This is a genomic window from Orbaceae bacterium BiB (assembly GCA_036251205.1).
Lineage (GTDB): Bacteria > Pseudomonadota > Gammaproteobacteria > Enterobacterales > Orbaceae > Orbus > Orbus mooreae.
In genome coordinates this window covers 1,055,002-1,078,633 of the sequence record CP133958.1, presented here as the reverse complement: position 1 = coordinate 1,078,633, position 23,632 = coordinate 1,055,002, and the positions used below count along the sequence as shown (strand labels likewise).

21 protein-coding genes and 1 tRNA gene are annotated in these 23,632 nt (G+C 35.5%); 11 read left to right on the top strand and 11 right to left on the bottom strand.

What is annotated here, in order from left to right:
* Positions 1–27 precede the first annotated feature (27 nt).
* Together rluA and dsbB are read right to left on the bottom strand one after the other, a co-directional pair.
* On the bottom strand, positions 28–684 hold the full coding sequence (gene rluA, locus RHO11_05055) for a bifunctional tRNA pseudouridine(32) synthase/23S rRNA pseudouridine(746) synthase RluA (GenBank protein WVD62490.1): 657 nt from the start codon (positions 682–684) through the stop codon (positions 28–30).
* Positions 685–749: 65 nt separating this feature from the next.
* Positions 750–1,286, bottom strand: coding sequence for a disulfide bond formation protein DsbB (gene dsbB, locus RHO11_05050; GenBank protein ID WVD62489.1), 537 nt, complete (start codon positions 1,284–1,286; stop codon positions 750–752).
* A 126-nt stretch (positions 1,287–1,412) separates the two neighbouring features.
* Here dsbB and rluC point away from each other — a divergent pair, with 126 nt between their 5' ends.
* A complete protein-coding gene (gene rluC, locus RHO11_05045) occupies positions 1,413–2,378 on the top strand; it encodes a 23S rRNA pseudouridine(955/2504/2580) synthase RluC (GenBank protein ID WVD62488.1) in 966 nt (321 codons plus the stop codon).
* A 24-nt stretch (positions 2,379–2,402) separates the two neighbouring features.
* Positions 2,403–3,053 (top strand): histidine phosphatase family protein, encoded by a 651-nt coding sequence (locus RHO11_05040; GenBank protein ID WVD62487.1) that lies wholly within the window; start codon positions 2,403–2,405, stop codon positions 3,051–3,053.
* 100 nt (positions 3,054–3,153) lie between these two features.
* Here the strand turns inward: RHO11_05040 and RHO11_05035 are convergent, their stop codons facing one another.
* Complete coding sequence (locus RHO11_05035; GenBank protein ID WVD62486.1) at positions 3,154–3,867, bottom strand: DUF554 domain-containing protein; 714 nt, start codon at positions 3,865–3,867, stop codon at positions 3,154–3,156.
* A gap of 15 nt (positions 3,868–3,882) precedes the next feature.
* Positions 3,883–5,334: a M48 family metalloprotease gene (locus tag RHO11_05030; GenBank protein ID WVD62485.1), complete on the bottom strand. Its 1,452-nt coding sequence runs from the start codon at positions 5,332–5,334 to the stop codon at positions 3,883–3,885.
* Positions 5,335–5,798: 464 nt separating this feature from the next.
* Between RHO11_05030 and ilvI the strand changes: the two genes are divergently transcribed.
* Together ilvI and ilvN are read left to right on the top strand one after the other, a co-directional pair.
* Positions 5,799–7,517, top strand: coding sequence for an acetolactate synthase 3 large subunit (gene ilvI / locus RHO11_05025; protein WVD62484.1), 1,719 nt, complete (start codon positions 5,799–5,801; stop codon positions 7,515–7,517).
* Positions 7,517–8,011, top strand: a complete 495-nt coding sequence (ilvN, locus tag RHO11_05020; protein WVD62483.1) for an acetolactate synthase small subunit — start codon at positions 7,517–7,519, stop codon at positions 8,009–8,011. Before ilvI ends, ilvN begins: the two co-directional genes overlap by 1 nt.
* Before the next feature lie 42 nt (positions 8,012–8,053).
* Here the strand turns inward: ilvN and cyaY are convergent, their stop codons facing one another.
* Positions 8,054–8,365, bottom strand: coding sequence for an iron donor protein CyaY (gene cyaY, locus RHO11_05015; GenBank protein ID WVD62482.1), 312 nt, complete (start codon positions 8,363–8,365; stop codon positions 8,054–8,056).
* Positions 8,366–8,638: 273 nt separating this feature from the next.
* On the opposite strand from cyaY, the gene RHO11_05010 reads away from it, so the two are divergent.
* From RHO11_05010 to aroA, 5 genes are all read left to right on the top strand, one after another.
* Positions 8,639–10,834, top strand: coding sequence for an IgaA/UmoB family intracellular growth attenuator (locus tag RHO11_05010; protein ID WVD62481.1), 2,196 nt, complete (start codon positions 8,639–8,641; stop codon positions 10,832–10,834).
* A 45-nt stretch (positions 10,835–10,879) separates the two neighbouring features.
* The gene (locus tag RHO11_05005; protein WVD62480.1) at positions 10,880–13,060 is read left to right on the top strand and encodes an extracellular solute-binding protein; all 2,181 of its coding nucleotides are present in this window, start codon (positions 10,880–10,882) and stop codon (positions 13,058–13,060) included.
* 247 nt (positions 13,061–13,307) lie between these two features.
* Entirely contained in the window at positions 13,308–14,762 is a 1,455-nt protein-coding gene (locus RHO11_05000) for a catalase (GenBank protein WVD62479.1), read from the top strand.
* Positions 14,763–14,915: 153 nt separating this feature from the next.
* Entirely contained in the window at positions 14,916–15,788 is an 873-nt protein-coding gene (locus RHO11_04995; protein WVD62478.1) for a helix-turn-helix domain-containing protein, read from the top strand.
* 80 nt (positions 15,789–15,868) lie between these two features.
* On the top strand, positions 15,869–17,164 hold the full coding sequence (gene aroA, locus RHO11_04990) for a 3-phosphoshikimate 1-carboxyvinyltransferase (protein ID WVD62477.1): 1,296 nt from the start codon (positions 15,869–15,871) through the stop codon (positions 17,162–17,164).
* 78 nt (positions 17,165–17,242) lie between these two features.
* Here aroA and argE read toward each other — a convergent pair whose 3' ends face one another.
* The 6 genes from argE to RHO11_04960 form a co-directional block, all read right to left on the bottom strand.
* Positions 17,243–18,400, bottom strand: a complete 1,158-nt coding sequence (argE, locus tag RHO11_04985; GenBank protein WVD62476.1) for an acetylornithine deacetylase — start codon at positions 18,398–18,400, stop codon at positions 17,243–17,245.
* 86 nt (positions 18,401–18,486) lie between these two features.
* The gene (gene clcA / locus RHO11_04980; GenBank protein WVD62475.1) at positions 18,487–19,851 is read right to left on the bottom strand and encodes a H(+)/Cl(-) exchange transporter ClcA; all 1,365 of its coding nucleotides are present in this window, start codon (positions 19,849–19,851) and stop codon (positions 18,487–18,489) included.
* Between the two features lie 101 nt (positions 19,852–19,952).
* Positions 19,953–20,630: a YafY family protein gene (locus RHO11_04975; protein WVD62474.1), complete on the bottom strand. Its 678-nt coding sequence runs from the start codon at positions 20,628–20,630 to the stop codon at positions 19,953–19,955.
* 2 nt (positions 20,631–20,632) lie between these two features.
* On the bottom strand, positions 20,633–21,166 hold the full coding sequence (locus RHO11_04970) for a cysteine hydrolase family protein (GenBank protein ID WVD62473.1): 534 nt from the start codon (positions 21,164–21,166) through the stop codon (positions 20,633–20,635).
* 21 nt (positions 21,167–21,187) lie between these two features.
* Positions 21,188–21,568 carry a VOC family protein gene (locus RHO11_04965; protein ID WVD62472.1) on the bottom strand — a complete coding sequence of 127 codons (381 nt, stop codon included), beginning with the start codon at positions 21,566–21,568 and terminating at the stop codon, positions 21,188–21,190.
* Between the two features lie 92 nt (positions 21,569–21,660).
* A complete protein-coding gene (locus tag RHO11_04960; protein WVD62471.1) occupies positions 21,661–22,026 on the bottom strand; it encodes a DUF4156 domain-containing protein in 366 nt (121 codons plus the stop codon).
* A gap of 225 nt (positions 22,027–22,251) precedes the next feature.
* On the opposite strand from RHO11_04960, the gene RHO11_04955 reads away from it, so the two are divergent.
* Both RHO11_04955 and RHO11_04950 read left to right on the top strand, forming a co-directional pair.
* Positions 22,252–22,328, top strand: a tRNA-Ile gene (locus tag RHO11_04955).
* Positions 22,329–22,645: 317 nt separating this feature from the next.
* Entirely contained in the window at positions 22,646–23,593 is a 948-nt protein-coding gene (locus RHO11_04950) for a hypothetical protein (GenBank protein ID WVD62470.1), read from the top strand.
* Positions 23,594–23,632: the final 39 nt, after the last annotated feature.

The following is a 23,632-nucleotide window of genomic DNA, read 5'->3' as shown; positions in this document are numbered from 1 at the left end:
CTATTTATTCAGTTAAAAAATAGTAAATTAGAAATCGGGTTCACAGATAAATGTCATACTTTCATCCGTTTTAGGATGATTTATTGTTAACATTTGAGCATGCAGTAGGAGTCGTTTTGCCATCGCAAAAGCTTCTGGATTAGCGTAAAATTTATCACCTAAAATTGGGTGACCGATTGCTTGCATATGTACACGTAACTGGTGCGAACGTCCGGTATGCGGTAATAACTCGACTCGAGTTGTGCCATCACTATCCCGGCTGAGCACATTATAATGAGTCAATGCCTGTTTACCATTCTCATAGTCAACCATCTGTCTCGGTCGATTTGGCCAATCACAAATTAATGGAATATCTATCTCACCATGATCTTGGGCAACATGTCCCCAAACTTTTGCAATATAACGTTTTTTAGGAATTCGCTCACGGAACTGTTTTTTTATTTCTCGATCTGCGAGCTTGGATAGTGCGACGACCATAATACCACTCGTTGCCATATCAAGACGATGAACAGACTCAACATAACTATATTTCTGTTGTAAGCGATCGATAATACTGTCTCTAAACTCAGGTTTATTGCCTGATACAGATAAAAGCCCCGATTGTTTATTCACAACAACAATATGATCATCTTGATATAAGATAGTCAGCCAAGGGTCAGTAGGGGGATGATATTCTAAAAGCATTGTTGATTAATATATTATTAATAGTTAATCGCGTATTTTAACAAAAAAATAGTTAAAAATCGCGTTTAATTACTCCATTTATGCTGTTGTTTTGCCGGCGAAAAAAATTGTGCCAAAAGAATGATACAGCCAACAATAAAGTAGCAACTAAAAATGATAATCATCCACTGGGACATTTCGATCGTTAAAAATGACCATAATTTTTCAGAACAAGAACCGGTTGCATTAAAAACATTTGGAAACCAGCTATTAAGCGGTAGCCAACTCGGAAATTGGACATTGATAGAACAGGTGTCTGTTAATGATGGTGCAAACTGTAATCTTGCCTGAAAAGTGGCTAAATTAAACCCTTCAACTGCACAGTATAACCAAATGAAGATTGCTAATAGGCGGAAAATAATATATTTGGGACCGATCATTGCAACTAAACACGCGAATACGATACCTAACAAGGTTACTCGCTGATAAATACATAACGTACAAGGCGCTAAGTTTAGTCCATGTTGAAAAAATAGCGCTGTCCCTTCAAATGCGAGAGTACAAAGTAGTAATAGTGTCCAAGAGATTCGACTGCTTGAGTATTGGTTTAGTAAATTAAGCATACTGTTTTATTCCTTAATTTTCCTATATAATCTCGTATTATTAGGACAAAATTAATCTTTATTGTCAGCACAGTGTAGTTAATTTTAACGAAAAGTAAATTATTTTATATCCAATTGGCGAAATATATGACAGCTCAAGAGCCCCAAAAACAGTTACAGGTCCATTTAGTCACAATTTCTAGCGACAATGAGGGGCAACGAATCGATAATTTTTTAATTACTCAGCTTAAAGGCGTACCAAAAAGTATGATTTATCGTATCTTGCGTAAAGGCGAGGTTCGAGTCAATAAAAAACGCATTAAACCAGAGTACAAACTCAATATTGGTGATGAAGTAAGGATCCCTCCTGTTCGTGTTGCTGAAAAAGTTAATCCACCTTTATCCCCTAAACTTGATAAAATTGCAGTTTTAGAACACGCTATCATTTATGAAGATGAAGTGATTTTAGCAATAAATAAACCGTCGGGAATTGCTGTTCATGGTGGTAGTGGATTGAGTTTTGGTGTGATCGAAGGATTACGCGCATTACGACCTGATAGCCGATTTTTAGAGTTGGTACACCGTATTGATCGCGAGACATCTGGTATTCTCTTAATTGCTAAAAAGCGTTCAGCATTAAACTCATTACATGAACAGCTACGTTTAAAACAGATGTCTAAAAACTATTTAGCACTTGTCAAAGGTGATTGGCCTTCCTCTTGTAAAGTGGTACAAGCGCCTTTACTTAAAAATGTTTTAAAAAGTGGTGAACGAATAGTACGGGTTAATCAGGAAGGTAAACCGAGTGAGACCCGATTTAAGGTTGAAGAGCGTTTCGGTTTTGCAACTTTAGTGAGAGCCAGTCCAATTACGGGGCGAACACATCAAATTCGAGTGCATACCCAATATACAGGGCATCCAATTGCGTTTGATAATCGCTATGGTGATGAACAATTTGATCATGAATTGGCAAAAACCCAGCTTAATCGTTTATTTTTACATGCTGCCAATGTACAGTTTACCCATCCTTCTACTGGTGAAACAATGCAACTCAATGCCCCATTAGATGGTGCATTACAACAGTGCTTAACCATTTTACGGCAACATCAATAGAGCTTGATATTAAAAGGACTAGTAATGAAAAATCTTAATTTATATTTGATAAGACACGGACAAACTGAGTGGAACACCAAAGATCAGATGCAAGGCTCACAGAATTCGCCATTAACGGAAAATGGTATTTTAGGTGCTAAGATTACCGGTCGTTTTTTAAAAGATATCCCTTTTATTGCGGCTTATTCCAGTCCACAACAGCGAGCGGTTGAGACAAGAGATTACATTTTATCAGAACATAATGGTGCAGTTCCTGCAAAGACAATTGATGGTTTACGCGAAATGGATTTTGGTCTTTGGGAAGGCCAGCCAGTTCCTGAATTACGTAAGTTACCAGAATTTCTTGATTATATGCACAATCCTGATAAATTTGATGGGGCAAAGAACCAAGGTGAAAATTACCTAGAAGTTTTAGAGCGTATGCAAAAAAGTTTAGATGAAATTGTTCGTGATACTGAGCAAGATAGTGGCAATATTTTAATTGTTTCTCATGGTACCGCGTTACGTTTATTACTTTCTGTTATAAATGGTGTACATTGGCATAACCATCGTGATGATAACTATTTTCCACGAATGCTAAATACTAGTATTAGTAAAGTTAATTATCGTGGTGATGGAGTTCATGGTGAATACCACCTTGAATACTTTAATAATGTTGACCACATCACAGAGTGATTTTTACACTATAATCATACGTTACAGTAAGAAAATAACGAAAAGTATTAATCTTATTTTTGTGACTAAGGGAATCGACTGATTCCCTTTTTATTTAGTATTACATTAGGTGTGACCATAAAGCCGAAATTGGCATGACTAATACTAATCCAAAGAGCATATTTGCAACAGGAAAGGATTTAATACCACAAATACGAAAACCAGTTGCTAACATAATCATACCACCACAAGCTGAAAAATCAGCAAACATCATTGGTGATATTAGTGGTTGAATAACACTTGCAAGCATAAATAAGCTGGCTTGAATAATAAATTGAGGGATAGCGATAAGTGACACCGCATAGCCTAACGTGATAGCAAAAATAGTGGCAGTAAATAGATCTAAAAACGCTTTAGCAATTAATAATGAAGGATCAGCTGAAATACCTTCGGTTAATGAACCAAAAATACCCATTCCACTGGCACAAAATAGTACGACTAGTGCGACATATTTTTCAATAAAGTCTTCATGAGAGCTAATTAATTGTTGATTCGGTTTTGGTTTATTAACAAATTTACGTAGTTTTAAGGAGAGGTTTTCTATCCCTTTTTCGAGCTGAACAATTTCACCAATCAATGATCCTAATAGCAGGGCTAGGACCACAGAGGGAATCGAGTTAACTTTCATAATAAGAGCAATACCAATTCCCATTGATGCACAACCAAAGGTCATTGGCAGCGCTTCACGAACACGAGCGGGGATCTTTTTGCCTATTGATGCACCAAATAATCCCCCTATAATTACAGCCGTTCCATTGACAATTGGTCCTATCATTTTTTAAAACTCCATTTAATTTTTATAAGCAGCATAACGTTTTTGTAATTGTTCGAGTTCACTGATTCTTGCATCAAATCGAGCTAACATCATTTGATTATCTTGAACTTGTTTTTTAGCATTTTTTAATAGCGTAATAGCTTGTGGAAATTGACCTTGTAGGGCTAGAATTTCAGCTCTAGCAGACATCTCTTGAGCTCGTTGTCGCTCCCCTTGGTAAGCCTGTACCAGTAAATCCCAACCATTAATATCATCGCTATTATTGTGGGTGTAACGATGCAATAAGCTAACAGCTTTTTTATAATCTTTATTAGCAATATAACTATTGGCTAGGTTAAGCTGTAAAGCTGTACTATCTGGATTGGCTTTTATGGCAGATAGTAAGCGATTAATCGCTGTTGTTGGATGATTTGATTCGAGATCGATATCGGTCATTAAATCAATAAACCAGACATTATTTGGATCATTATCTAATAGTGTCTGTAGTTTCGCTTTGGCGCTACTATAATTTTGCCCACGGTAATCAATAAGTGCATCGGTATAAGTGATGGCAATTTTAGTTTCAGAATTATCAATTTTTTTATAATCTTGTAGTAACAGCTGCACTGCATTTTTATTATTACCAAGTAGGGCGACGAGCCTTGCCTTAGCAAGATAGTAATTCAGTGAGGAAGGCACTATTTTTTTTGCGTATTGATTCGATCGATTACGCATATCAGCTAAACGGCTATCAGGTAATGGGTGAGTTAACAAGATTTCAGGTGGCTTGGACATAAAACGTGCTTCATCTGATAATTTTTGTAAAAATTCAGCAGAACCTTTTGGATCAAAACCAGCTTTAACTAGTGTTCGAAGCCCAACACGATCGGCTTCTTGTTCATTACTTTGGGTGAAACTAATTTGACTTTGTGCCGATCCCGCAATTGTACTTGATATTGCAGCCATACCTGCTTCAGGACTAGCTAGCGCTAATAACAATGAGCCGAGTGTTGCTCCCCAAATATAAGGGCTACTTTTATTTCTTGACTCCATCGCTCTGGCTAAATGGCGTTGGGTTACGTGACCGATTTCATGAGCCATAACTGAGGCAAGTTGACTTTCATTATCAGTATCAAGGATCAGGCGCGAGTGTACAACCACATTGCCACCAAAATAGGCAAATGCATTTAAGACATCGCTTTGCATTACGTAGAAATGAAATGGTGTCTGGACTGAATCCGCATTTATCACCAATTTGTGACCAAGTGAATTAATATACTCATTCAACATCGGATCGTTAATAATTGGAGCACTACCACGTAACATACGGGTATAGTAATCACCCATTTCAACTTCTTGACCAATACTTAGGGTCGTTGCAGCGGCAGTACCAATATCAGGTAAATTGATATTATTTGCACTGGCAGGTATTAATGTTGTTGGCGATAACATTAGTATTGATAAAAGAAGAGCTGTAAACTTTTTCATTGTATCCGCTTGTTGAGAATAAAACAGCTTATAATTTTATACTAAATTTTTTGAAATAGCGAAATGATCTCATTTATCTTGTTATCACAACTAATTGATATGGATTAGGTGAGTGTTATCGTATTAACGATCTACTGTATAGTTTTGATTCTTACTTATCACCAAAGCAAATTTAATCATAGCTATATTCATATAGAACTTACTCTCATCCTAGCATTTATCGCTATTTTTTATACTAAATTAATACTTCTCAGCAATAATTTAACGAAATTTAGATGGCATTTATTGATAAAAATTCAAATTTCATTTTTATTGCAGATCAATCTCATCGATTTTGATGTGAGTGATAAATAAGTATTTTATTATATTGCAATTATATACTTAACAATTTGCTTTAAATCATTATAATTCTATTTACTATAACGTTAATATAATCTTTTTTCAGAGTCATAGCGGAGGCGAGCATGGCAAAATTGTCAGGCGCAGAGATGGTAATACAGTCCCTAATTGATCAGGGTGTTAAACAGGTATTTGGTTATCCTGGCGGCAGTGTACTAGATATTTATGACGCAATTCATACATTAGGTGGTATTGAGCATGTTTTAGTTCGTCATGAACAAGCTGCCGTACATATGGCTGATGGTTATGCTAGAGCGACTGGCGATGTTGGCGTGGTATTAGTAACCTCAGGTCCAGGTGCGACGAATACTATCACTGGTATTGCGACAGCATATATGGACTCGATACCGATGGTGGTTATTTCTGGTCAGGTTGCTAGTCACTTGATTGGTTATGATGCATTTCAAGAGTGCGATATGATCGGTATTTCTCGCCCAGTGGTGAAACATAGTTTTTTAGTGAAAAAAAGCGAAGATATCCCCGAAACAATTAAAAAAGCTTTCTATATTGCTTCGACAGGGCGTCCAGGTCCGGTCGTGATCGATTTACCAAAAGATGTAATGAATCCTGCAATTAAATATAATTATAGCTATCCTAAGTCAATTAGCATGCGTTCATATAATCCGACCGTGCAAGGTCACAAAGGTCAGATCAAGAAAGCCTTAAAAGTACTGCTAGAAGCTAAAAAACCTGTTTTTTATATTGGTGGTGGTGTTATTACGGCTAATGCTGAACAAGCTGTTAAAAAACTTGCCGAAAAGTTAAATTTGCCAGTAACGACAACCTTAATGGGCATTAGTGCATTTCCTGGTACACATAAACAGAATTTAGGTATGCTTGGTATGCATGGCGTGTATGAAGCGAATATGGCTATGCATTATGCTGATGTTATTTTAGCTGTTGGGGCTCGTTTCGATGATCGTACGACGAATAACCTTGCTAAATACTGCCCTGATGCAAAAATTGTACATGTTGATATTGATCCTACATCGATTTCGAAAACAGTTATGGCAACGGTTCCGGTTGTTGGTGATGCCAAATTTGTTGTCGAAAATATGTTAGAGCAATTAACCGAAGATCAAAGTAAACGTGACTTAGACGCGGTGGTTAATTGGTGGAATCAAATTGAACATTGGCGCGCTAAGAAATGTTTAGATTATGATCATGGCAGTGATTTAATCAAACCGCAAGAAGCGGTTGAGATGTTATATAAGCTGACCAAAGGTGATGCTTATGTGGCAACCGATGTTGGCCAACATCAGATGTTTGCTGCACTTTATTATAAATTTGATAAGCCTCGCCATTTTATTACATCTGGTGGACTAGGCACTATGGGCTTTGGTTTCCCTGCAGCTTTAGGCGTTAAGCTAGCATTTCCTAAGAAACGAGTTGTTTGTATCACGGGTGATGGTAGTATTCAGATGAATATTCAAGAGTTATCAACCGCATTGCAGTATGATTTACCGATCATTATCTTGAACTTAAATAACCGTTTCTTAGGAATGGTTAAACAGTGGCAAGATATGATTTATGCTGGTCGTCATTCAAGTTCTTATATGGAGTCATTACCTGACTTTGCTAAGATTGCAGAAGCTTATGGTCATGTCGGTATCTCAATTAAAAAACGTGAAGATCTTGAACCAATGCTGAAAAAAGCGTTATCTATTAAAGATAAATTAGTTTTTGTTGATGTGATGACCGATGCAACAGAGCATGTTTATCCTATGCAAATTCGTGGTGGAGCCATGAATGAGATGTGGTTAAGTAAAACGGAGAGAACATAATGCGTTATATATTATCAATTTTAATTGAAAATGAACCAGGTGCGCTATCTCGAGTTATTGGTTTATTCTCGCAACGTGGCTTTAATATTGAGAGTGTGACCGTTGCTCCGACAGAAGATTTAACGATGTCTCGAATGACGATCCAAACGAGTGGCGATGCTCATGTACTTGAGCAGATCCAAAAACAATTGCATAAACTTGTTGATGTCTACCGCGTTTATGATTTAACTGAAGGACCTCATGTTGAGCGAGAAATTATGCTGATTAAAGTTGCAGCAAAAGGATCAGAAGCACGAGACGAAGTTAAACGTTGTGTTGATATTTTCCGTGGCTCTATTGTCGATGTAAAAGCAACACAGTTTATTGTTCAACTGGCGGGAACAAGTGAAAAGCTAGAGTCCTTTTTGACGGCGATTCGTGAGTCTTGCGAAATTATTGAGATGGTTCGCTCAGGTATTGTTGGACTATCGCGTAGTGATAAAACATCAAAATAGATGTTGTTGATAATATAAAAAGGAGCAACGAGCTCCTTTTTTTTAAGAATTAATCTGATCTTTTACTGATTCATCAAGTAGCTGTTTTAATGATATACCACTGCGGCTACAGTACCAATCACCGTCTTTAAAATCAAAATGATAACCTTGCTTCCGGGTTGCCATCCAAATTTGTAATAAAGGTTCTTGTGTGTTGATAATGATTTTACTTTTGTTTTCAAAAGTAATCGAGATCACATTACCGTGTGTTTCGTAATCAATATCAGTATCGAATTGTTCAGCATAATTATCTAATTGCTGTTCAATATCGTTAAAAAGTTGCTCAGTAATTTCATGAAATTGAGTTATGTCCATGGGGGTTCTCTCTATACATCTGGTAATTAACCCATTTTATCACAGCACTTTAATTTAATCTGCCCATATTTGAGCTATTCATTTTAAACTTAGTGAGTAATTAAAAAAATACTTAAATTTAAAATTATCAATAAGTTAAGTTGATTAATTGTTTCCTCAAGACTGTTCATTATTATTACGATATAATATTGTTTCACTAAAATTATAATAACAATGGTAAATCTGATCGCTTTTAGTCAGTTTTATCGCTTCATAATAAGGCGTATTTAAACAATGGAATTTGTATTAATCATTAAATTTATTTTGATTGGACTGATGCTTTTATCCGCTGTTAGTTATTTATTTAAACGCAGTGATAATAAACACAGTTTGCAACAGGCTATTGAAAATCATCAAACTATTCGTCAATTAAATGACGATGAGTTTCAATTATTAAAGCCTTACCTCGATGATAAAACTAAAGTTAGACCTTATAAATATCAATCATCATTAGTTAGCCAAGATGTTAGTTTGATTTATGGTCCTTGTGTTCGTCATAGCCTAACAACCAATGGTTCGGAATCTTCTTACTATTTTGTGATAGGCAATATTGAGGTATTTTTTCCATATGGTATGGATAGCTATACCATGGAGGATAACGTTGCGGAAGTGGTTTTCACTGAGCGTTACGCTTTTGTTGTTAATTTGAATGGCTATAGTTTAGCTGATGCTAAAGCAGACCGTGATGGTGAAAGCTTACGTAATGAACAATGGGAGCAGGGCAGTCGTGGTCAGTTTAAAACGGTGACCGAAGAAGATATTAATCAAATTGAGCAAATGGAACAGCCTGATGCTGGGGTGAGTGCGTTAATTGCACAAGCTAAAAATAAGCGCTGTGAAATTTTAGAGCAACGTGAAGAGACGCCACTTGAGGCTCAACGAAAAAATCGACAAAATTTAGGATTTCTATCCGCTGTTTTCTTAGTATTGGCAGTAATAGTTGCTTTGATGTATAGAACTGAGCAAGATTTATGGGCAATTTTTATTAGTGGTATGCTATTTATTGTAGCTGCTATTTTTTATTTCTATCATCCAAAACGAGTTAACGATAAAATCAATCGTGTTAGAGGAACTATTGAAGGTAAAGATCCAACATCTAAAACGATTATGGTTGGTGATACTTTAATTTTATCTTACCCGAATCATTGGCAAAACTGCCTACCCGAAAAAACGACAATTGATGCGGATATGGATGTTGCCGTTGCTGGAAAAGCATTACTTCGTTATGGCAATACATTATCGCTTAGTCGAGAAATTGAACAATATGGTCCACCTAAATTCTGGGGCAGAAACTGTTTTATTTTTATTGTTGGTATCGTTTTGTCATTTGTTATTTATCTATTTTCAGGATCATTGAAAGATGATGCTATTTTTACTTATCGTTTTTTGAGTGATCAAATAGTTACACTAGATATTAATGACAATGATTCCTTGAAAAAAACGGCTATTGATTCAGGTGATCTCATTAATTTGAATCTATCAAGAGTATGGTGTGATGTAACGCAGTACTATAGTTGTAATCAAGTATTTGTTAGTAATGAAGTGATTGATCTTACTGAAATAGTCAATTTATTACCAAGTTGGGCACAAAAATCATCTAGCGGTTCATTAGTCAAAACAACACGCGATGCTGAAGTCGAAACATTGGAGCTCTATGGCAGCTTATTTAGTGCTTATAATGATAGCTATTATAGTAATAATCAAAAAAAATATACCAAATTACTGAATATTGAAGAATTAACACAAGTTACTGATGAAGCTTGTGCTGATGATAAGAATAAACGTAATGATAATAATAGTTATTATTATGGTGATGATAGCTGTGATCGACTTAAAGAGATTTTTACAATTTTGTTAACCGATGAAAAAGATCAGCAGTTGCCAACATGGGCGGATTTAGTTGCTTATGCGAAAACTCAACAAAATCGCTCAGCGATTATCTATACTTCAACTGCCAACGAAATTTCTAGTATATTTTCTAGTTTATCTCATCAATTTTTGAATAAACAGAAAGAATCCATAACCGCGTTATTAACTGCAAAACAGAACTCACCAAGTACTGTCGCTATCTCGTTAATGGGTAAATATAATGCTTCTGTTTCTGTACCTGATATAACTAGAGATAGATATCAGACATTAGAGTATAATATCGCTATTGCAAATGGACTTGGACAAGTTAGTATTACTGGCTTAGTGAACCAAGTTAACTACCATGATGATGGTACTCTTGCGAGTATTTCGATTAATCCAGATATTCGTTATCAAACAAGTGAGAGTCAATTGATACCTGCGGCGGTAATGATGTTTATTGTTTTTATTATTATTGCGGTGATTACTCTTTTACAGTTATTAGTGATACTAAATAAAATTCGTGTTAATAAAGCTCGCTTACGTAAGATTCAAGCAGATTATCGTAACTTAATGTTTTAAAATAGAAAAATTGATATGTAATGATGAAATTGGAGCTAACATAATATGTCCACGATAAAAGATATCGCTGAAATGGCGGGCGTTTCTTATGGTACGGTTTCTAACGTACTTAATGGTCGTGGTAATGTTAGCGCTAAAAAAATTAAACTGGTTGAAGAGGCAACACAAAAACTCGGCTACCAGCTTAATTTGCAAGCTAAAATTTTAAAAGAGGGTTTTGCTAAAACGGTTTCGGTTATATTACCTAATATTAATTCAGAGCAGTATTACAGTCTGTATGATGGTCTATTTAATGAATTAAGTGAACAAGGTTATGAATTATCGCTATATTTAACTCATGATGCTAAAGAACGAGAGTTACAATTTATTCAAAAAATAGCAACTAAACGTGATTCCGCTGTGATTGTTGTCTCTTGTTTAGCTAGCGCGGAAAGTTATTATCAGACGGTTAAAACCGATAAAAGTAAAATTATTTTTGTATATCGTAGACCTGATTTTGCTGAACAGTTCGTTTCACTAAACTTTGTACAAGCTGGTCATGACATTGCCGATGCTATTATGGCTAAGTCTCATCATCGAATTGGCTTATTTAGTAATGCAACGACCAATGCTAACTCTCATTCTTTAAAAGAGGGGCTATTACAGCGTTTTAAACAGGCTCAATATGATGTTGAATTATATCATGTTGAGTCAGTACCATCCGATAGAAATTATAATTTAGCTTTTTCTTTTTTTAATCGTCCAAATATTCAGTTTGATGCCATTATTACTAGCGATATTGATCGCGCACATTACATCCGTAATGCAAACTACTTTGGCAGCCAGTCTTCTTGTCCTCCGATTTATACCTTAGCGAATGATAATTTTTTTTATGAAGATAATTTTTATCAATATCATATGAATTACGGTATGCTAAGTAAAAAAATTGTTAGTACGATTCTTGGTGAAGTCGATACATATAATATTATTAAGAATAAAGGTTTTCTATTTTTCTCTGATAATCATTTTTTACCTAAAAATACGGAACACAAACAGAGTATTAACTTTTTAATTTTACCGAGCCCATCAACTGAGGCAGTGAGAAAGCTACTACCACATTTTAAAAAACAGACCGGCATTGATGTTAATTTGATTGTTAAATCATTTGATGAGATTTACCATATTTTCAATCAATTAGATGAGCACGCTGATATTGATATTGTTCGAATTGATATGGCAAGTTTGCCGTGGTTCGCTCCCTCTATTTTAAAGCCATTATCAGCTCTGCAACTCGATCTACCACAATTATTGTCTCATTATTCACCACAAGTGACTGAGCGTTTTACCTATATTAATCAAATCGCTTACGGTATTCCGTTTGATCCTAGTATTCAAATGCTGTTTTATCGTCGGGATCTATTCGAAGATCCGCTCATCAAACGGTTATATTTTGAAAAATATCGACAAAATTTAGATATACCGGTTAATTTTGCTCAGTTTGCTCAGATCAATGAGTTTTTTGATCAACGACGTAATCCTGATTCACCTATTCAATTTGGTAGTACAATAACGTTAGGTAATAGCGAAATCATCGCATCTGAGTTTTTGTTACGCTATTATGCGAATGGTGGAACTTTAGTTAATGGTTTATCGGTTGCGTTAAATGAAAAAATTGCAGTTAATACGCTTAATCAATTAAAGATATTTATGCAGTCGGCAAATAATTTAGACGCGACTTGGTGGCAGCGCTCAGTTGAAGAATTTGAGCAAGGTAATTCAGCGATGTTAATCGTATATATGAACCTATTCTCTTATTTATCTACCAAAAATATTTTACCTCTTATTGGTTATAGTTCCGTCCCTGGTAATATGCCACTATTTGGGGGAGGATCTTTAGCGATGTCCCGTTACAGTCAGAAGATTGAAGAGGTGAGTGCCTTTTTCAATTGGATTTTTTCACCTGAAATTAGTGAACAAGTTGCATTACTGGGTGGTGCTGTTGCACAGGATAGTATTTTCCAAAATCAAAAAATTATTAGTAATTATCCATGGGTTGATGTCTCACATAAAAATTATTTGTATGGTATTCGCGAGAATCAGTTGAGTAATGGCCAAGCAATTAATTTACGAAAAATAGAGAGTATTATTGGTCAATATATTGATTTATGGCTAAAATCAAACAGTAGTTGTGAAGAAATGATTACAATGCTTAATGAACAGTTACAGCAAGAGTCTTATCTGTTGTGATTTTTTTGAAGTTAGCATTTTTAGTTATGATTGCTAATTTGATCCCAATCTAAGCATAAAACCTTATAAAATATAATGGTATTTTAGACGGGTTTATTGTATAACTAGACAGAGTAAGTTATCTCCTCATCAGAGTTTATAGAAGATAAGTGAGTTTTATTTGTGAATAATGTTAACGATAAATATCATTTGCAAGTTGTATTTTAATCAACATATTTTATGTTAAAACACGCAAAGGGAGTCAGCAATGTCCGATAAAAAAACATTAACTAGCGCTAATGGTGCACCTATTGCCGATAATCAAAATTCGAGAACAGCCGGACCTCGTGGTCCCGTGTTATTGGATGATTATCATTTAGTCGAGAAATTAGCTCATTTTAATCGTGAGAATATTCCTGAACGTCGCGTTCATGCGAAAGGATCCGGTGCATATGGGACTTTTACCGTCACTAAAGATATTACCAAGTATTCTTATGCCAGTATTTTTGCAAAAGTAGGCAAACAGACTCCGATGTTTATCCGTTTTTCAACTGTTGGTGGAGAGCGTGGCTCATCGGATACCGCTCGAGATCCACGTGGTTTTGCTGTGAAGTTTTATACAGATCAAGGCAACTGGGATATTGTTGGTAATAATACTCCCGTATTTTTTATTCGTGATGCGCTCAAGTTCCCTGATTTTATTCATACTCAAAAACGTGATCCAAAAACTAACCTTAAAAGTGCGCAAATGATGTGGGATTTTTGGTCATTATCGCCTGAATCATTACATCAAGTGACAATTTTATTTTCTGATCGAGGTATTCCAGATGGTTATCGCCATATGCACGGTTATGGTAGCCACACTTATAGTGTAATTAATGCTGATGGCCAACGTTTTTGGGTGAAATGGCACTTCAGAACGGAACAAGGGATTAAAAATATTCATCCAAGTAAAGCGGCTGAGCTTGATGGCTCAAATCCTGATTCTGCACAAGCAGATCTGTTTAATGCGATTAATGACGGTAACTTCCCTAAATGGCGATTATTCATGCAAGTCATGACAGAGGAACAAGCGAATAATCATCATGAAAATCCTTTTGATGTGACGAAAGTATGGTCGCAAAAAACGTTTCCATTGATTGAAGTTGGTCTTGTCGAGTTGAACCGTAATCCTGAAAATTATTTTTCAGAAGTTGAACAAGTTGCAATGGCACCAAGTAATGTCGTTCCTGGTGTTGGATTATCACCAGATAAAATGTTACAAGGTCGTATCTTTGCTTATGCCGATGCGCAGCGCTACCGTATCGGGACTAACTACCAACAACTTCCAGTTAATGCACCAAAATGCCCTTACCATAATTATCAACGTGATGGAGCAATGCGTTTTACTAGCGAAGGGGCGCCAAATTATGAGCCAAATAGTATTGATAGCGCACCAAAACAGCAGCCTCAATATGCGGAGCCAGCTCTAAATTTGGGTGAGGTTACTGCTGACCGTCATAATCATCGTGTCGACGAAGATTATTATTCTCAACCTAGAGCATTGTTTAATTTGATGAAACCTGAACAGAAACAGTTATTAATTGATAATATAACAGGATCTATGGCATCAGTAACTCGTGATGTACAAATTAGACAACTACAACATTTTTATAAAGTTGATCCTGCTTATGGTGAAGGTATTGCTAAAGGCTTATCGATTGATGTTAGCTTAATTAAGTAATCTTGTTATTTGGTAAACCACATGGTTAGATACGTGTGGTTTACTATTTTGTCAACCATGCTCTCTTTTAATCCTGTATTATCAATAACATTCATTGGCATCAAGATCTTGATGTGGTAAACTTTTGCCAAAGTTGATTACATTGAGTTTGTTATGATTAATTCTACTATTGATTATTTTTCAATAGGACTGCGTCTAAAAGCGTATCGAATTGCCGCTTCTCTAAAAGCCGAAGATGTTGCTAAAAATTTAAAAATTTCTCGTGCAGCTGTTTACCGATTAGAAAAAGGCGAGATAGTAAAAATTGAGACACTCGATCGTTTAGCTTCGTTATTAAATACTTCAGTGAGTAGTTTGCTTGGTGTTGATACAGAATATTATTCTAGCGGCGATGGCTTTTTTGAACGTATGCGTCAATTAGAAGAAAAATCGACAAAAATTTATTCACACTTTGATCCTTTTTCATTTTTACTTACCTCTGATGACTATTTACACCATTTATCAACGATGCTTGCAGAAGCTAATATGCCGCAAGATGTGAAAAAGATAAATAGTACGCTAGCTATTCTTAAAGAACGTAAAGGTAATTTCTGTACGAGTTATCCTCAGTTTATGAATTTAATTGGATTACAAAATATTGAACGTTTTTTGCATCTAGGTTTAGTGGGTAATTTAAATATTTCACCTAGTAAAAAAATGGAGCGCTGTTTGTTAGCTCGTAAAGAAGTTGCACATTTGATCGAACTTCTTGAAACACAAAATCATAATCTTGAAATTGCTATTACAGAAGAGAGTATTCCTTCCCTAACATTCCAGCTATTTTATCAAAAACAAGAACCATTGGCGTTGGCGATGAGTCCATTTAGATTGGGAGAGTTACCCAATGTTTGTACGGGGATCGCCTCTATTACAGCCTCAAGTGAGGCAATTAAGCAATATCAAAATTTATTTGATAACTTATGGAAAAATAGTGCTAAAAATAAACAAGCAATTGATTTGTTAAAGAAAACACTAGAACGCTATTAATTGTAAACTTATTATTGAGTTATCGCGCTATTCCCACTAAAATGTTGAACTATTAACTATCAATGATAAAGAGAATACGAATGTCTGATTTCAATAATAAGCTCACTTTACAACCTGTAAAATTGTTTTCGGGTACAATCAATTTACCCGGGTCTAAGAGCGTGTCTAATCGGGCATTATTATTAGCTGCTTTGTCAAAGGGGACAACACGTTTAACCAATTTACTTGATAGTGATGACGTGCGTTATATGCTCGATGCGTTATCGGCTTTAGGTGTTAATTTTCAATTATCTGATGATCGTACCATCTGTGATATTCATGGTGTTGGTGGAATACTCACAAGTCAACGTCCTTTAGAGTTATATTTAGGTAATGCCGGTACGGCAATGCGTCCTTTGACTGCTGCGCTGTGTTTAGGTAATAATAATATTATTTTAACTGGTGAGCCGAGAATGAAAGAGCGACCAATTAAACATTTGGTCGATGCGCTACGTCAAGGTGGTGCAAATATTACTTATCTGGAAAGTGAGGGATATCCACCTTTACATCTGCAGGGCGGTTTTATTGGTGGAAAAATTACTGTCGATGGTTCAGTATCGAGTCAATTTTTAACGGCACTATTGATGGCTTCGCCATTAGCTAAACAAGATACTGAAATCACAATAAGTGGTGATCTAGTTTCAAAACCTTATATTGATATTACGATTAAAATGATGGCAACATTTGGTGTTCATGTTGATAATCATCATTATCAAAAATTTACTATTAAAGCGGGTCAATCTTATATATCACCAAAGCACTATTTAGTTGAAGGTGATGCATCATCGGCATCATATTTTTTAGCGGCAGCAGCAATTAAAGGTGGCACCGTTAGAGTTACTGGAATTGGTAAAAATAGCCTGCAAGGTGATACTCAGTTTGCTAAAGTTCTTGAAGCAATGGGTGCTAAAATTACTATGGCTGACGACTATATCGAATGTAGCCGTGGTGAGCTTAATGGTATTGATATGGATATGAACCATATCCCAGATGCAGCGATGACTATCGCCACCACAGCGCTGTTTGCGAATGGTTCAACAACTATTCGTAATATTTATAATTGGCGAGTGAAAGAGACCGATCGTTTAACGGCCATGGCAACTGAACTGAAAAAAGTGGGTGCCGAAGTTGAAGAGGGGCACGATTATATTACGATTACGCCACCGAAAATATTAAAACATGCGGAAATAGAAACTTATAATGATCACCGTGTTGCGATGTGTTTTTCATTAGTAGCATTATCCGATACGCCAGTGACTATTTTAGATCCTAAATGTACCGCAAAAACGTTTCCTACTTATTTTACGCAGTTTGCTAAGTTAAGTTCTTTTAAATAAATTGGTTGGATAAATCAGTTTTACTGTACAAAATAAAGGTGACAATCGTCACCTTTATCACTCATTTTAGCCATCCAATTAGATACAAAATCGTTTAATTAATCCTTGAATTGCCGCTTTAGTCGGTTTTAAGTATTCCATTGAGACAAACTCATCAGGTTGATGGGCTTGCTCAATTGAGCCTGGCCCTAATACGATGGTAGGCGATATCTGATTTAAAAATGGTGCTTCGGTACTATAATTAACCGTTTCAGCCGCTTTACCTAGTAGTTTTTCAACCTCAATGAGTGCGGGTGACTCTTTTTTACACTCATAACCACTAATTGGATCCACTTCATTTTCAACAATCACTCGATTTGGATAACGCTCCATAACGGGTTTAAGCGCATTACAAACGATCTCATATAGTGAATTAGCATCCATTTCTGGTAAAACTCGAATGTCTAACAGTAATTCACAGCAACCACAAATCCTATTGGCTGAGTCACCACCTTTTATCATACCTAAATTCATACTTGGGTAGGGGACTGCAAAGCCATCATTATTATATTCTTCTTTCAATTTCTGTTTTAACTGTAGCAATTGGGTAATGACTAAATGCATTATTTCAATCGCGTTAATTCCTTTTTCAGGATCGCTTGAATGACCCGATTTACCAATAACTCGAATCACATTCGCAGTAAATCCTTTATGTGCTCGAATTGGAATGAGCGAAGTCGGTTCACCAATGATCGTACAATCTGGTTGGAGTTTGGCATTTTGAGCAAAATAAGCCGCTCCAGCCATGGTAATCTCTTCATCTGCAGTAGCTAAAATATGTAATGGTTTTTTTAACGTTTTTAAATCAATATCACGTAAAGAATCTAGAATAAAAGCAAAGAAACCTTTCATATCAGCCGTGCCAAGACCATACCATTTATTATCTTGCTCTGTAATTTTGAATGGATTTTTAGTCCATAAACCGTCATCAAAAGGAACTGTATCAGAGTGACCACTTAATAATAATCCGCCTTGTGTAATATTGCTATCGTTACTGTATGTCGCTAATAAATTGAATTTATTACGTGTATTGGGTACTGGAACAATACTAATGTTAAATCCAAGTCCCTCAAACCAATTAGCTAATTTTTCAATCAGTTCTTTATTTGAATAATCTAATTTTTCATTAGTTACGCTACTGATTGTTGGAATCGCGATGAGCTCATTATAAATTTGGATAAAAGAAGGTAAAGTCATGGTGTACTCTCATATTTATTGTTATATAACTTGTTAACTATAATACAATAAAAATAGCATACACCAATTAAATTTATGTAATGTTATTATGAGTTTTGTTGTTTTTTTAGTGTTCTTGCTAATATAGCTGTATAAAGTGGTTGACCACGAAATAGTTGTGATACAAAGGTCGAAGCAATACACGTAATAATCATAGGAATAATCAATTGATAGTTATTTGTCATTTCAATAACTAATACGATTCCCGTTAAGGGTGCTTTGATTGTTGATGCAAATAAGCCTGTCATGCCAATAATCGCACAGGCACCAAGTTCAATTTGATATTCAGGAAGTAAATTTTGCATTACCATTGCAAAAATGACACCACATGCTGTACCTAAAGCGAGTGTTGGTGAAAAAATTCCCCCAGGGGCGCCTGAACTAAAACACATTACGGTTAAAATAAAGCGCAAAATGAATATATAACATAAGGTATTAAAGAGATAATGGCCTGAAACAGCAGGCGGGACAAATCCAAAACCGCTGTTCGCTATTTCTGGCATGACCAGTGTTAATATACCGAATAGTGCACCAATAGCTGTACCAGTAAAGATAAAATAATATTTACCTTTAGCATAGAATTTTTGGAAGTAAGTTTGGCTAATTAAAATGCTTTGGTTAAATAGAACGCCAGCTATACCTAGAATGATGCCAAACACGACATAAATCCATAATGATTTTATCGGTGCTGCATGAAAGGTACCAATATTGAATAGCGGATTAGGACTCATCAATATTTGATACATCAGGCAGGACATTATAACACCAACACCAACTGCTTTAATTGATGTTGCGCTGAAACGAAATTGTGCTCTCATCTCTTCAATGATGAAAATAATACCGGCTAAAGGTGCATTAAAAGCAACGGTAATTCCGGCTGCAGCCCCTGTCGAAATGAATGCATGTTTGTAATCTTCTTTTTTCAGCCGAAAAATATCAAACATCATTTTACCAATATTACCACCGATTTGTACGGTTGGACCTTCTCGACCAAGTATCATGCCAGATCCCAGTGCGCCTAAGCCACTGACGAATTTAACGGGTAGGACACGTTTCCAACGAACTGGGCGTTTATTTTCTAAAGCCCCTTCTATTTCTGGAATACCAGAACCTCCAGACTCAGGCGCATAACGTTTAACGATAAAATAGGCAAAGGTGGCCATTAAGGCTGATAAAATTACCGATACGATAATATTTAAATAAAAAGAAGAGAAAAGAGTTAAACTAAAACTAGTACGGGCATTGGAAATCCAGTTGACAGCATATTGGAATGCAACACCAACAACGCCAGTTAACATACCTATAATTGCAGCAAAAAATAACGCAATAAACGGGGCTCGTTCTTGCATAGCTTGAATTTTTCGTAAAAAAATAGCTCTCTTTTTTAACTTAGCATATTCGGTGTTATTCATGTTGAATTTACTTTTATGATTAATTTAATAAAATTTTAACCCTATTTTTTTAATATGAAAAGAAGTAAATAAAAATCCCTTCGAAGTATAAAAGATATTAATTACACAGATATTATCTGTGAAAAAAATTTTTGCAAGGTCTGTTCTTGGTTTAAGGTAAAACATTGATCTGTTAACTGATAATGTTTTATTCGATCTAATCGGAAGTGGCGGAACTTATCTCTCAGTAAACACCGACCGACCATGGTCCATTTATCTCCCCAAAAAAAGATACCAAGAGGATAAATGGATCTTTGTTGTGAGCTGTTATCTTGTGGTTTTTGATAGTCGACAGTAACGATGATTTTTTGACATATCGCTTGGTTGAGTGAGTCGATCATGGTGCCATATTGTATTCTTTCAAAACTTGGCGTATATATTTGAATTTTTTCTATTTGACGCTGTTGTTTATGTGGCATAGCACTATGTAATTTAGATAATGCTTTTTCAGCATTGATTTGGGTCTTTCCTCCCAAAGATATGGCCATATGAGCACCAATGACTAAACTTGTTAACTCATCCATATCAAACATTATTGGTGGTAAATCATAATCTTTATGTAGTATATAACCAATACCGGCTTCGCTATCAATAGGTACGCCAGAACTGATTAAATCCTGCATATCACGATAAATAGTACGTTCTGAAACTTCTAATTTTTCGGCTAACCAACTCGCTGTGGTTAATTGACGTGTCCGTAAAAACTGAATAATTTGAAAAAGTCGATCGGCTCTGCGCATATTTAAAACTCAATGTCTTGAGTGGGCTTAGCTATAATAGGTACACTAAAACTTGTCATGCTACTCAGTGATATTGTGTGATGCTGGATTATTTTTGCTGCGTCTAAATGGTTTTTATCATGCGTAGTATGCGCATCATTAACTAGTGTTACTGCATAGTTTAATACAGCGGCTTGTCTGGTAGAAGTATCAATACAAAATTCAGTCGCGTATCCACAAATTACGCAATGAGTTATATTCAATTTTTGCATTATTTTTGATAACTCAGTATGATTAAAAGAGTCTGGCGTTGTTTTGCGGACAACATAATCATTAGATGAAGCGTTGATGAGTGAATAGAGTTGCCAATTATCCGATAAATAGCGTAATTCCTGTGCATCTTCATGTTGAATAAAAATGATGGGAATATTTTTAGTTCTAGCCTTAGCAATTAGGATATTAATATTATTCACTACTGTTAATGCATTATAGGGCATTGGAGTGGGGCCAAATAGCCCCTGTTGAACATCAATAATGAGTAATGCGGTGTTTTCCATTTTTGTGAGCCTTTTTAGATATTAAGGGTTTTGTGACCATAATCCTACTTGGTTACCTTCACTATCTTCAAAACCAGCGATATAACCATTTTCACCAATACTAGTGATTGGAAAAATAGTTTTGGCACCAAGATTATTAATTATTTCGAGCTGTTTAGTGACTGATGCCGTATTAAGATAAATAATCGTTGTACTGGCGCCAGGTTTATGATCTTTATAACATGGACTATAAACTAGCGCTCCACCTACTTGTTCCTTCTCATAGGGGAAAATAGCCATTTTCATATGCTCGTTATCACAACGAGTAAACTCAATATTGAATGCTGATTGATAAAAACTAATTGCACGATCAAAATCTTGTGTGACAATTTCAAACCAAGCTAATGGGGTAGTAAATTTCATCGTTTTCCTCTTCTGTTTTGTTTAAATGACAAAAAGAGTATAAACGATACCTCCTGACAGCATTATGTCAGGAGTCATTTAGTGATGAAAAATTATTTTGTTGAGCAGTTATAAACTTGTCCTTCCATTACTGCATCAGTAGGCGCTAGATCTGACACGTATTTCATTGTGACATCTTGAGCATCATAAATAGTATTACCGCCCATTGCAGCTGCATTATTTAATAGGTCAACGGCTGCTTCTCTGATTAATTCGCTATGGGTTTTATTCCCAGAGAAAAAGGTACTACGACGGCCCTCTGCTTTACCAACATATTGACAATTGTCGGTAGGTTTTAAGTCAACAAATTGAACATGTTGTCCTGCTTGAGTTAGTTGGTACTTAGATGAACTACAGCCATTAAGTAGTATTGCAGTTGCAGCTACTGCAACGACTAAAAGTGTTTTTTTCATTGACATATCATCGTTTCCTTTAGGATAAATATAACTCATATGTGTTTTATTATTGTAACAATTTAATTGGCTAAAAAGAATCAATTCGAGATTTAATCTCAACTATTTTTCATTTTTAACTTAAAATAGTCGAACTTTTAATCAACCTAATCATAATTTAGCAATAAAATCTGGCAAAAACTGATTTAGTTTATTATAATCGCAGCCCTTATCTTAAGATAATCCAATTTAGGCCCCTTAGCTCAGTTGGTCAGAGCAGTCGACTCATAATCGATTGGTCACTGGTTCAAGTCCAGTAGGGGCCACCATTAATCCTAAAATATATCAAAGCCTTATCTTATAAAATAAATCTAGTTTATTTGTTTAATTTTATTCAGCACGGTAAAATGGCGGCTGAGTTTTTCTATTTATCATTGTTATAAAAATAAAGCCCACCGGGTGAGCTTTAAAATTGAATATTTATAGTTAGCTTATAACTTTGCATATTTCATTACTTTATAGTGCAGATCGATAATACAATTCACCGCAATAATTAATTCTATAATGGCCAACTTAAATGGATTAATATGATAATGTTATTTGCATTATAACAATCAAATAGATAAACTAAAAAGCATAAATAATAATGATTACTGAATTCGTTGAGGGATCTGTTTTGTCAACGCATCAATTATTGAACACTTTACTCAAAGACCAAGCCACCAGCTACCGTTATTTACTCGTCGATCCGTTAAAATCAGTTAGACTTGACGAGCCCCTCGCGCTTGCAAATATTAACGATGTCTTTCCTGACGATGAATTTAACGCTATCTTACGTCCTGATTTATCCTACGAACCGACACTTTGCCCTCATTTGATTTTACTGGCAAAACCCGGAGAAACGATAGAGCCCGAGTTATTGGATTTCATGATAACGCGAGCTGAAAAAGAGCGCTCTCATTACAAACATTATATTTGTGCGTGGATAAGTAGTGAACTGGACATTCAACATCTTGCTGAAAAAATCATTGATTTAGGTTTAATGCTAGGGCGCTTAATGGCCCCTGAAAAGCCGTCTTTTTTCCCTTTTTATGAACATATTCGACTGCAATTATTAAAAGAAAGCCTCTCGGTTGAGCCTTTATTATCAGGATTATTTAATTTTATTCATCGTTATACCTATATCAATTATTATGGTCAACTCATTGAAATTAATCCCGCCAATAATTTACCAATGGATGACTTTCTCTCGTATAGTCAGGTATTTTTACAGAATGCGTTGCCGTATCAAGAGGAGGCAAAAGCCACTTTCGGCTTAGTTAAAATGTGGCAAGATAATACTCAAACCTTGCCACCTAATGCGTTATTTTTATCAGCTAAAAAACTGCTTGAGGCTAAAAGTAGTGGTCTCACCAACCTTGAAGATAGATTAGTCTATGCGCTTTACTGCCTGATTTATCAGGTCGATTTAATCAGTATCGAATCGATTTCACCGCATATTTCAGCCGCAATTTTAGCTCCGGGCTCACTAAAAAGACGTTTAGTACAATTAGACAATGATATTTGGGTAAGTATAAAACAAAATAATAATTAGTATCACTCGATTGATAAATCAATTTGAATAGGTAAAACG

What these genes read in the sequence shown, in the direction of transcription:
- rluA (WVD62490.1), bottom strand. Translation starts at nt 684, where the DNA reads ATGCTTTTAGAATATCATCCCCCTACTGACCCTTGGCTGACTATCTTA.
- dsbB (WVD62489.1), bottom strand. Translation starts at nt 1,286, where the DNA reads ATGCTTAATTTACTAAACCAATACTCAAGCAGTCGAATCTCTTGGACA.
- rluC (WVD62488.1), top strand. Translation starts at nt 1,413, where the DNA reads ATGACAGCTCAAGAGCCCCAAAAACAGTTACAGGTCCATTTAGTCACA.
- RHO11_05040 (WVD62487.1), top strand. Translation starts at nt 2,403, where the DNA reads ATGAAAAATCTTAATTTATATTTGATAAGACACGGACAAACTGAGTGG.
- RHO11_05035 (WVD62486.1), bottom strand. Translation starts at nt 3,867, where the DNA reads ATGATAGGACCAATTGTCAATGGAACGGCTGTAATTATAGGGGGATTA.
- RHO11_05030 (WVD62485.1), bottom strand. Translation starts at nt 5,334, where the DNA reads ATGAAAAAGTTTACAGCTCTTCTTTTATCAATACTAATGTTATCGCCA.
- ilvI (WVD62484.1), top strand. Translation starts at nt 5,799, where the DNA reads ATGGCAAAATTGTCAGGCGCAGAGATGGTAATACAGTCCCTAATTGAT.
- ilvN (WVD62483.1), top strand. Translation starts at nt 7,517, where the DNA reads ATGCGTTATATATTATCAATTTTAATTGAAAATGAACCAGGTGCGCTA.
- cyaY (WVD62482.1), bottom strand. Translation starts at nt 8,365, where the DNA reads ATGGACATAACTCAATTTCATGAAATTACTGAGCAACTTTTTAACGAT.
- RHO11_05010 (WVD62481.1), top strand. Translation starts at nt 8,639, where the DNA reads ATGGAATTTGTATTAATCATTAAATTTATTTTGATTGGACTGATGCTT.
- RHO11_05005 (WVD62480.1), top strand. Translation starts at nt 10,880, where the DNA reads ATGTCCACGATAAAAGATATCGCTGAAATGGCGGGCGTTTCTTATGGT.
- RHO11_05000 (WVD62479.1), top strand. Translation starts at nt 13,308, where the DNA reads ATGTCCGATAAAAAAACATTAACTAGCGCTAATGGTGCACCTATTGCC.
- RHO11_04995 (WVD62478.1), top strand. Translation starts at nt 14,916, where the DNA reads ATGATTAATTCTACTATTGATTATTTTTCAATAGGACTGCGTCTAAAA.
- aroA (WVD62477.1), top strand. Translation starts at nt 15,869, where the DNA reads ATGTCTGATTTCAATAATAAGCTCACTTTACAACCTGTAAAATTGTTT.
- argE (WVD62476.1), bottom strand. Translation starts at nt 18,400, where the DNA reads ATGACTTTACCTTCTTTTATCCAAATTTATAATGAGCTCATCGCGATT.
- clcA (WVD62475.1), bottom strand. Translation starts at nt 19,851, where the DNA reads ATGAATAACACCGAATATGCTAAGTTAAAAAAGAGAGCTATTTTTTTA.
- RHO11_04975 (WVD62474.1), bottom strand. Translation starts at nt 20,630, where the DNA reads ATGCGCAGAGCCGATCGACTTTTTCAAATTATTCAGTTTTTACGGACA.
- RHO11_04970 (WVD62473.1), bottom strand. Translation starts at nt 21,166, where the DNA reads ATGGAAAACACCGCATTACTCATTATTGATGTTCAACAGGGGCTATTT.
- RHO11_04965 (WVD62472.1), bottom strand. Translation starts at nt 21,568, where the DNA reads ATGAAATTTACTACCCCATTAGCTTGGTTTGAAATTGTCACACAAGAT.
- RHO11_04960 (WVD62471.1), bottom strand. Translation starts at nt 22,026, where the DNA reads ATGTCAATGAAAAAAACACTTTTAGTCGTTGCAGTAGCTGCAACTGCA.
- RHO11_04950 (WVD62470.1), top strand. Translation starts at nt 22,646, where the DNA reads ATGATTACTGAATTCGTTGAGGGATCTGTTTTGTCAACGCATCAATTA.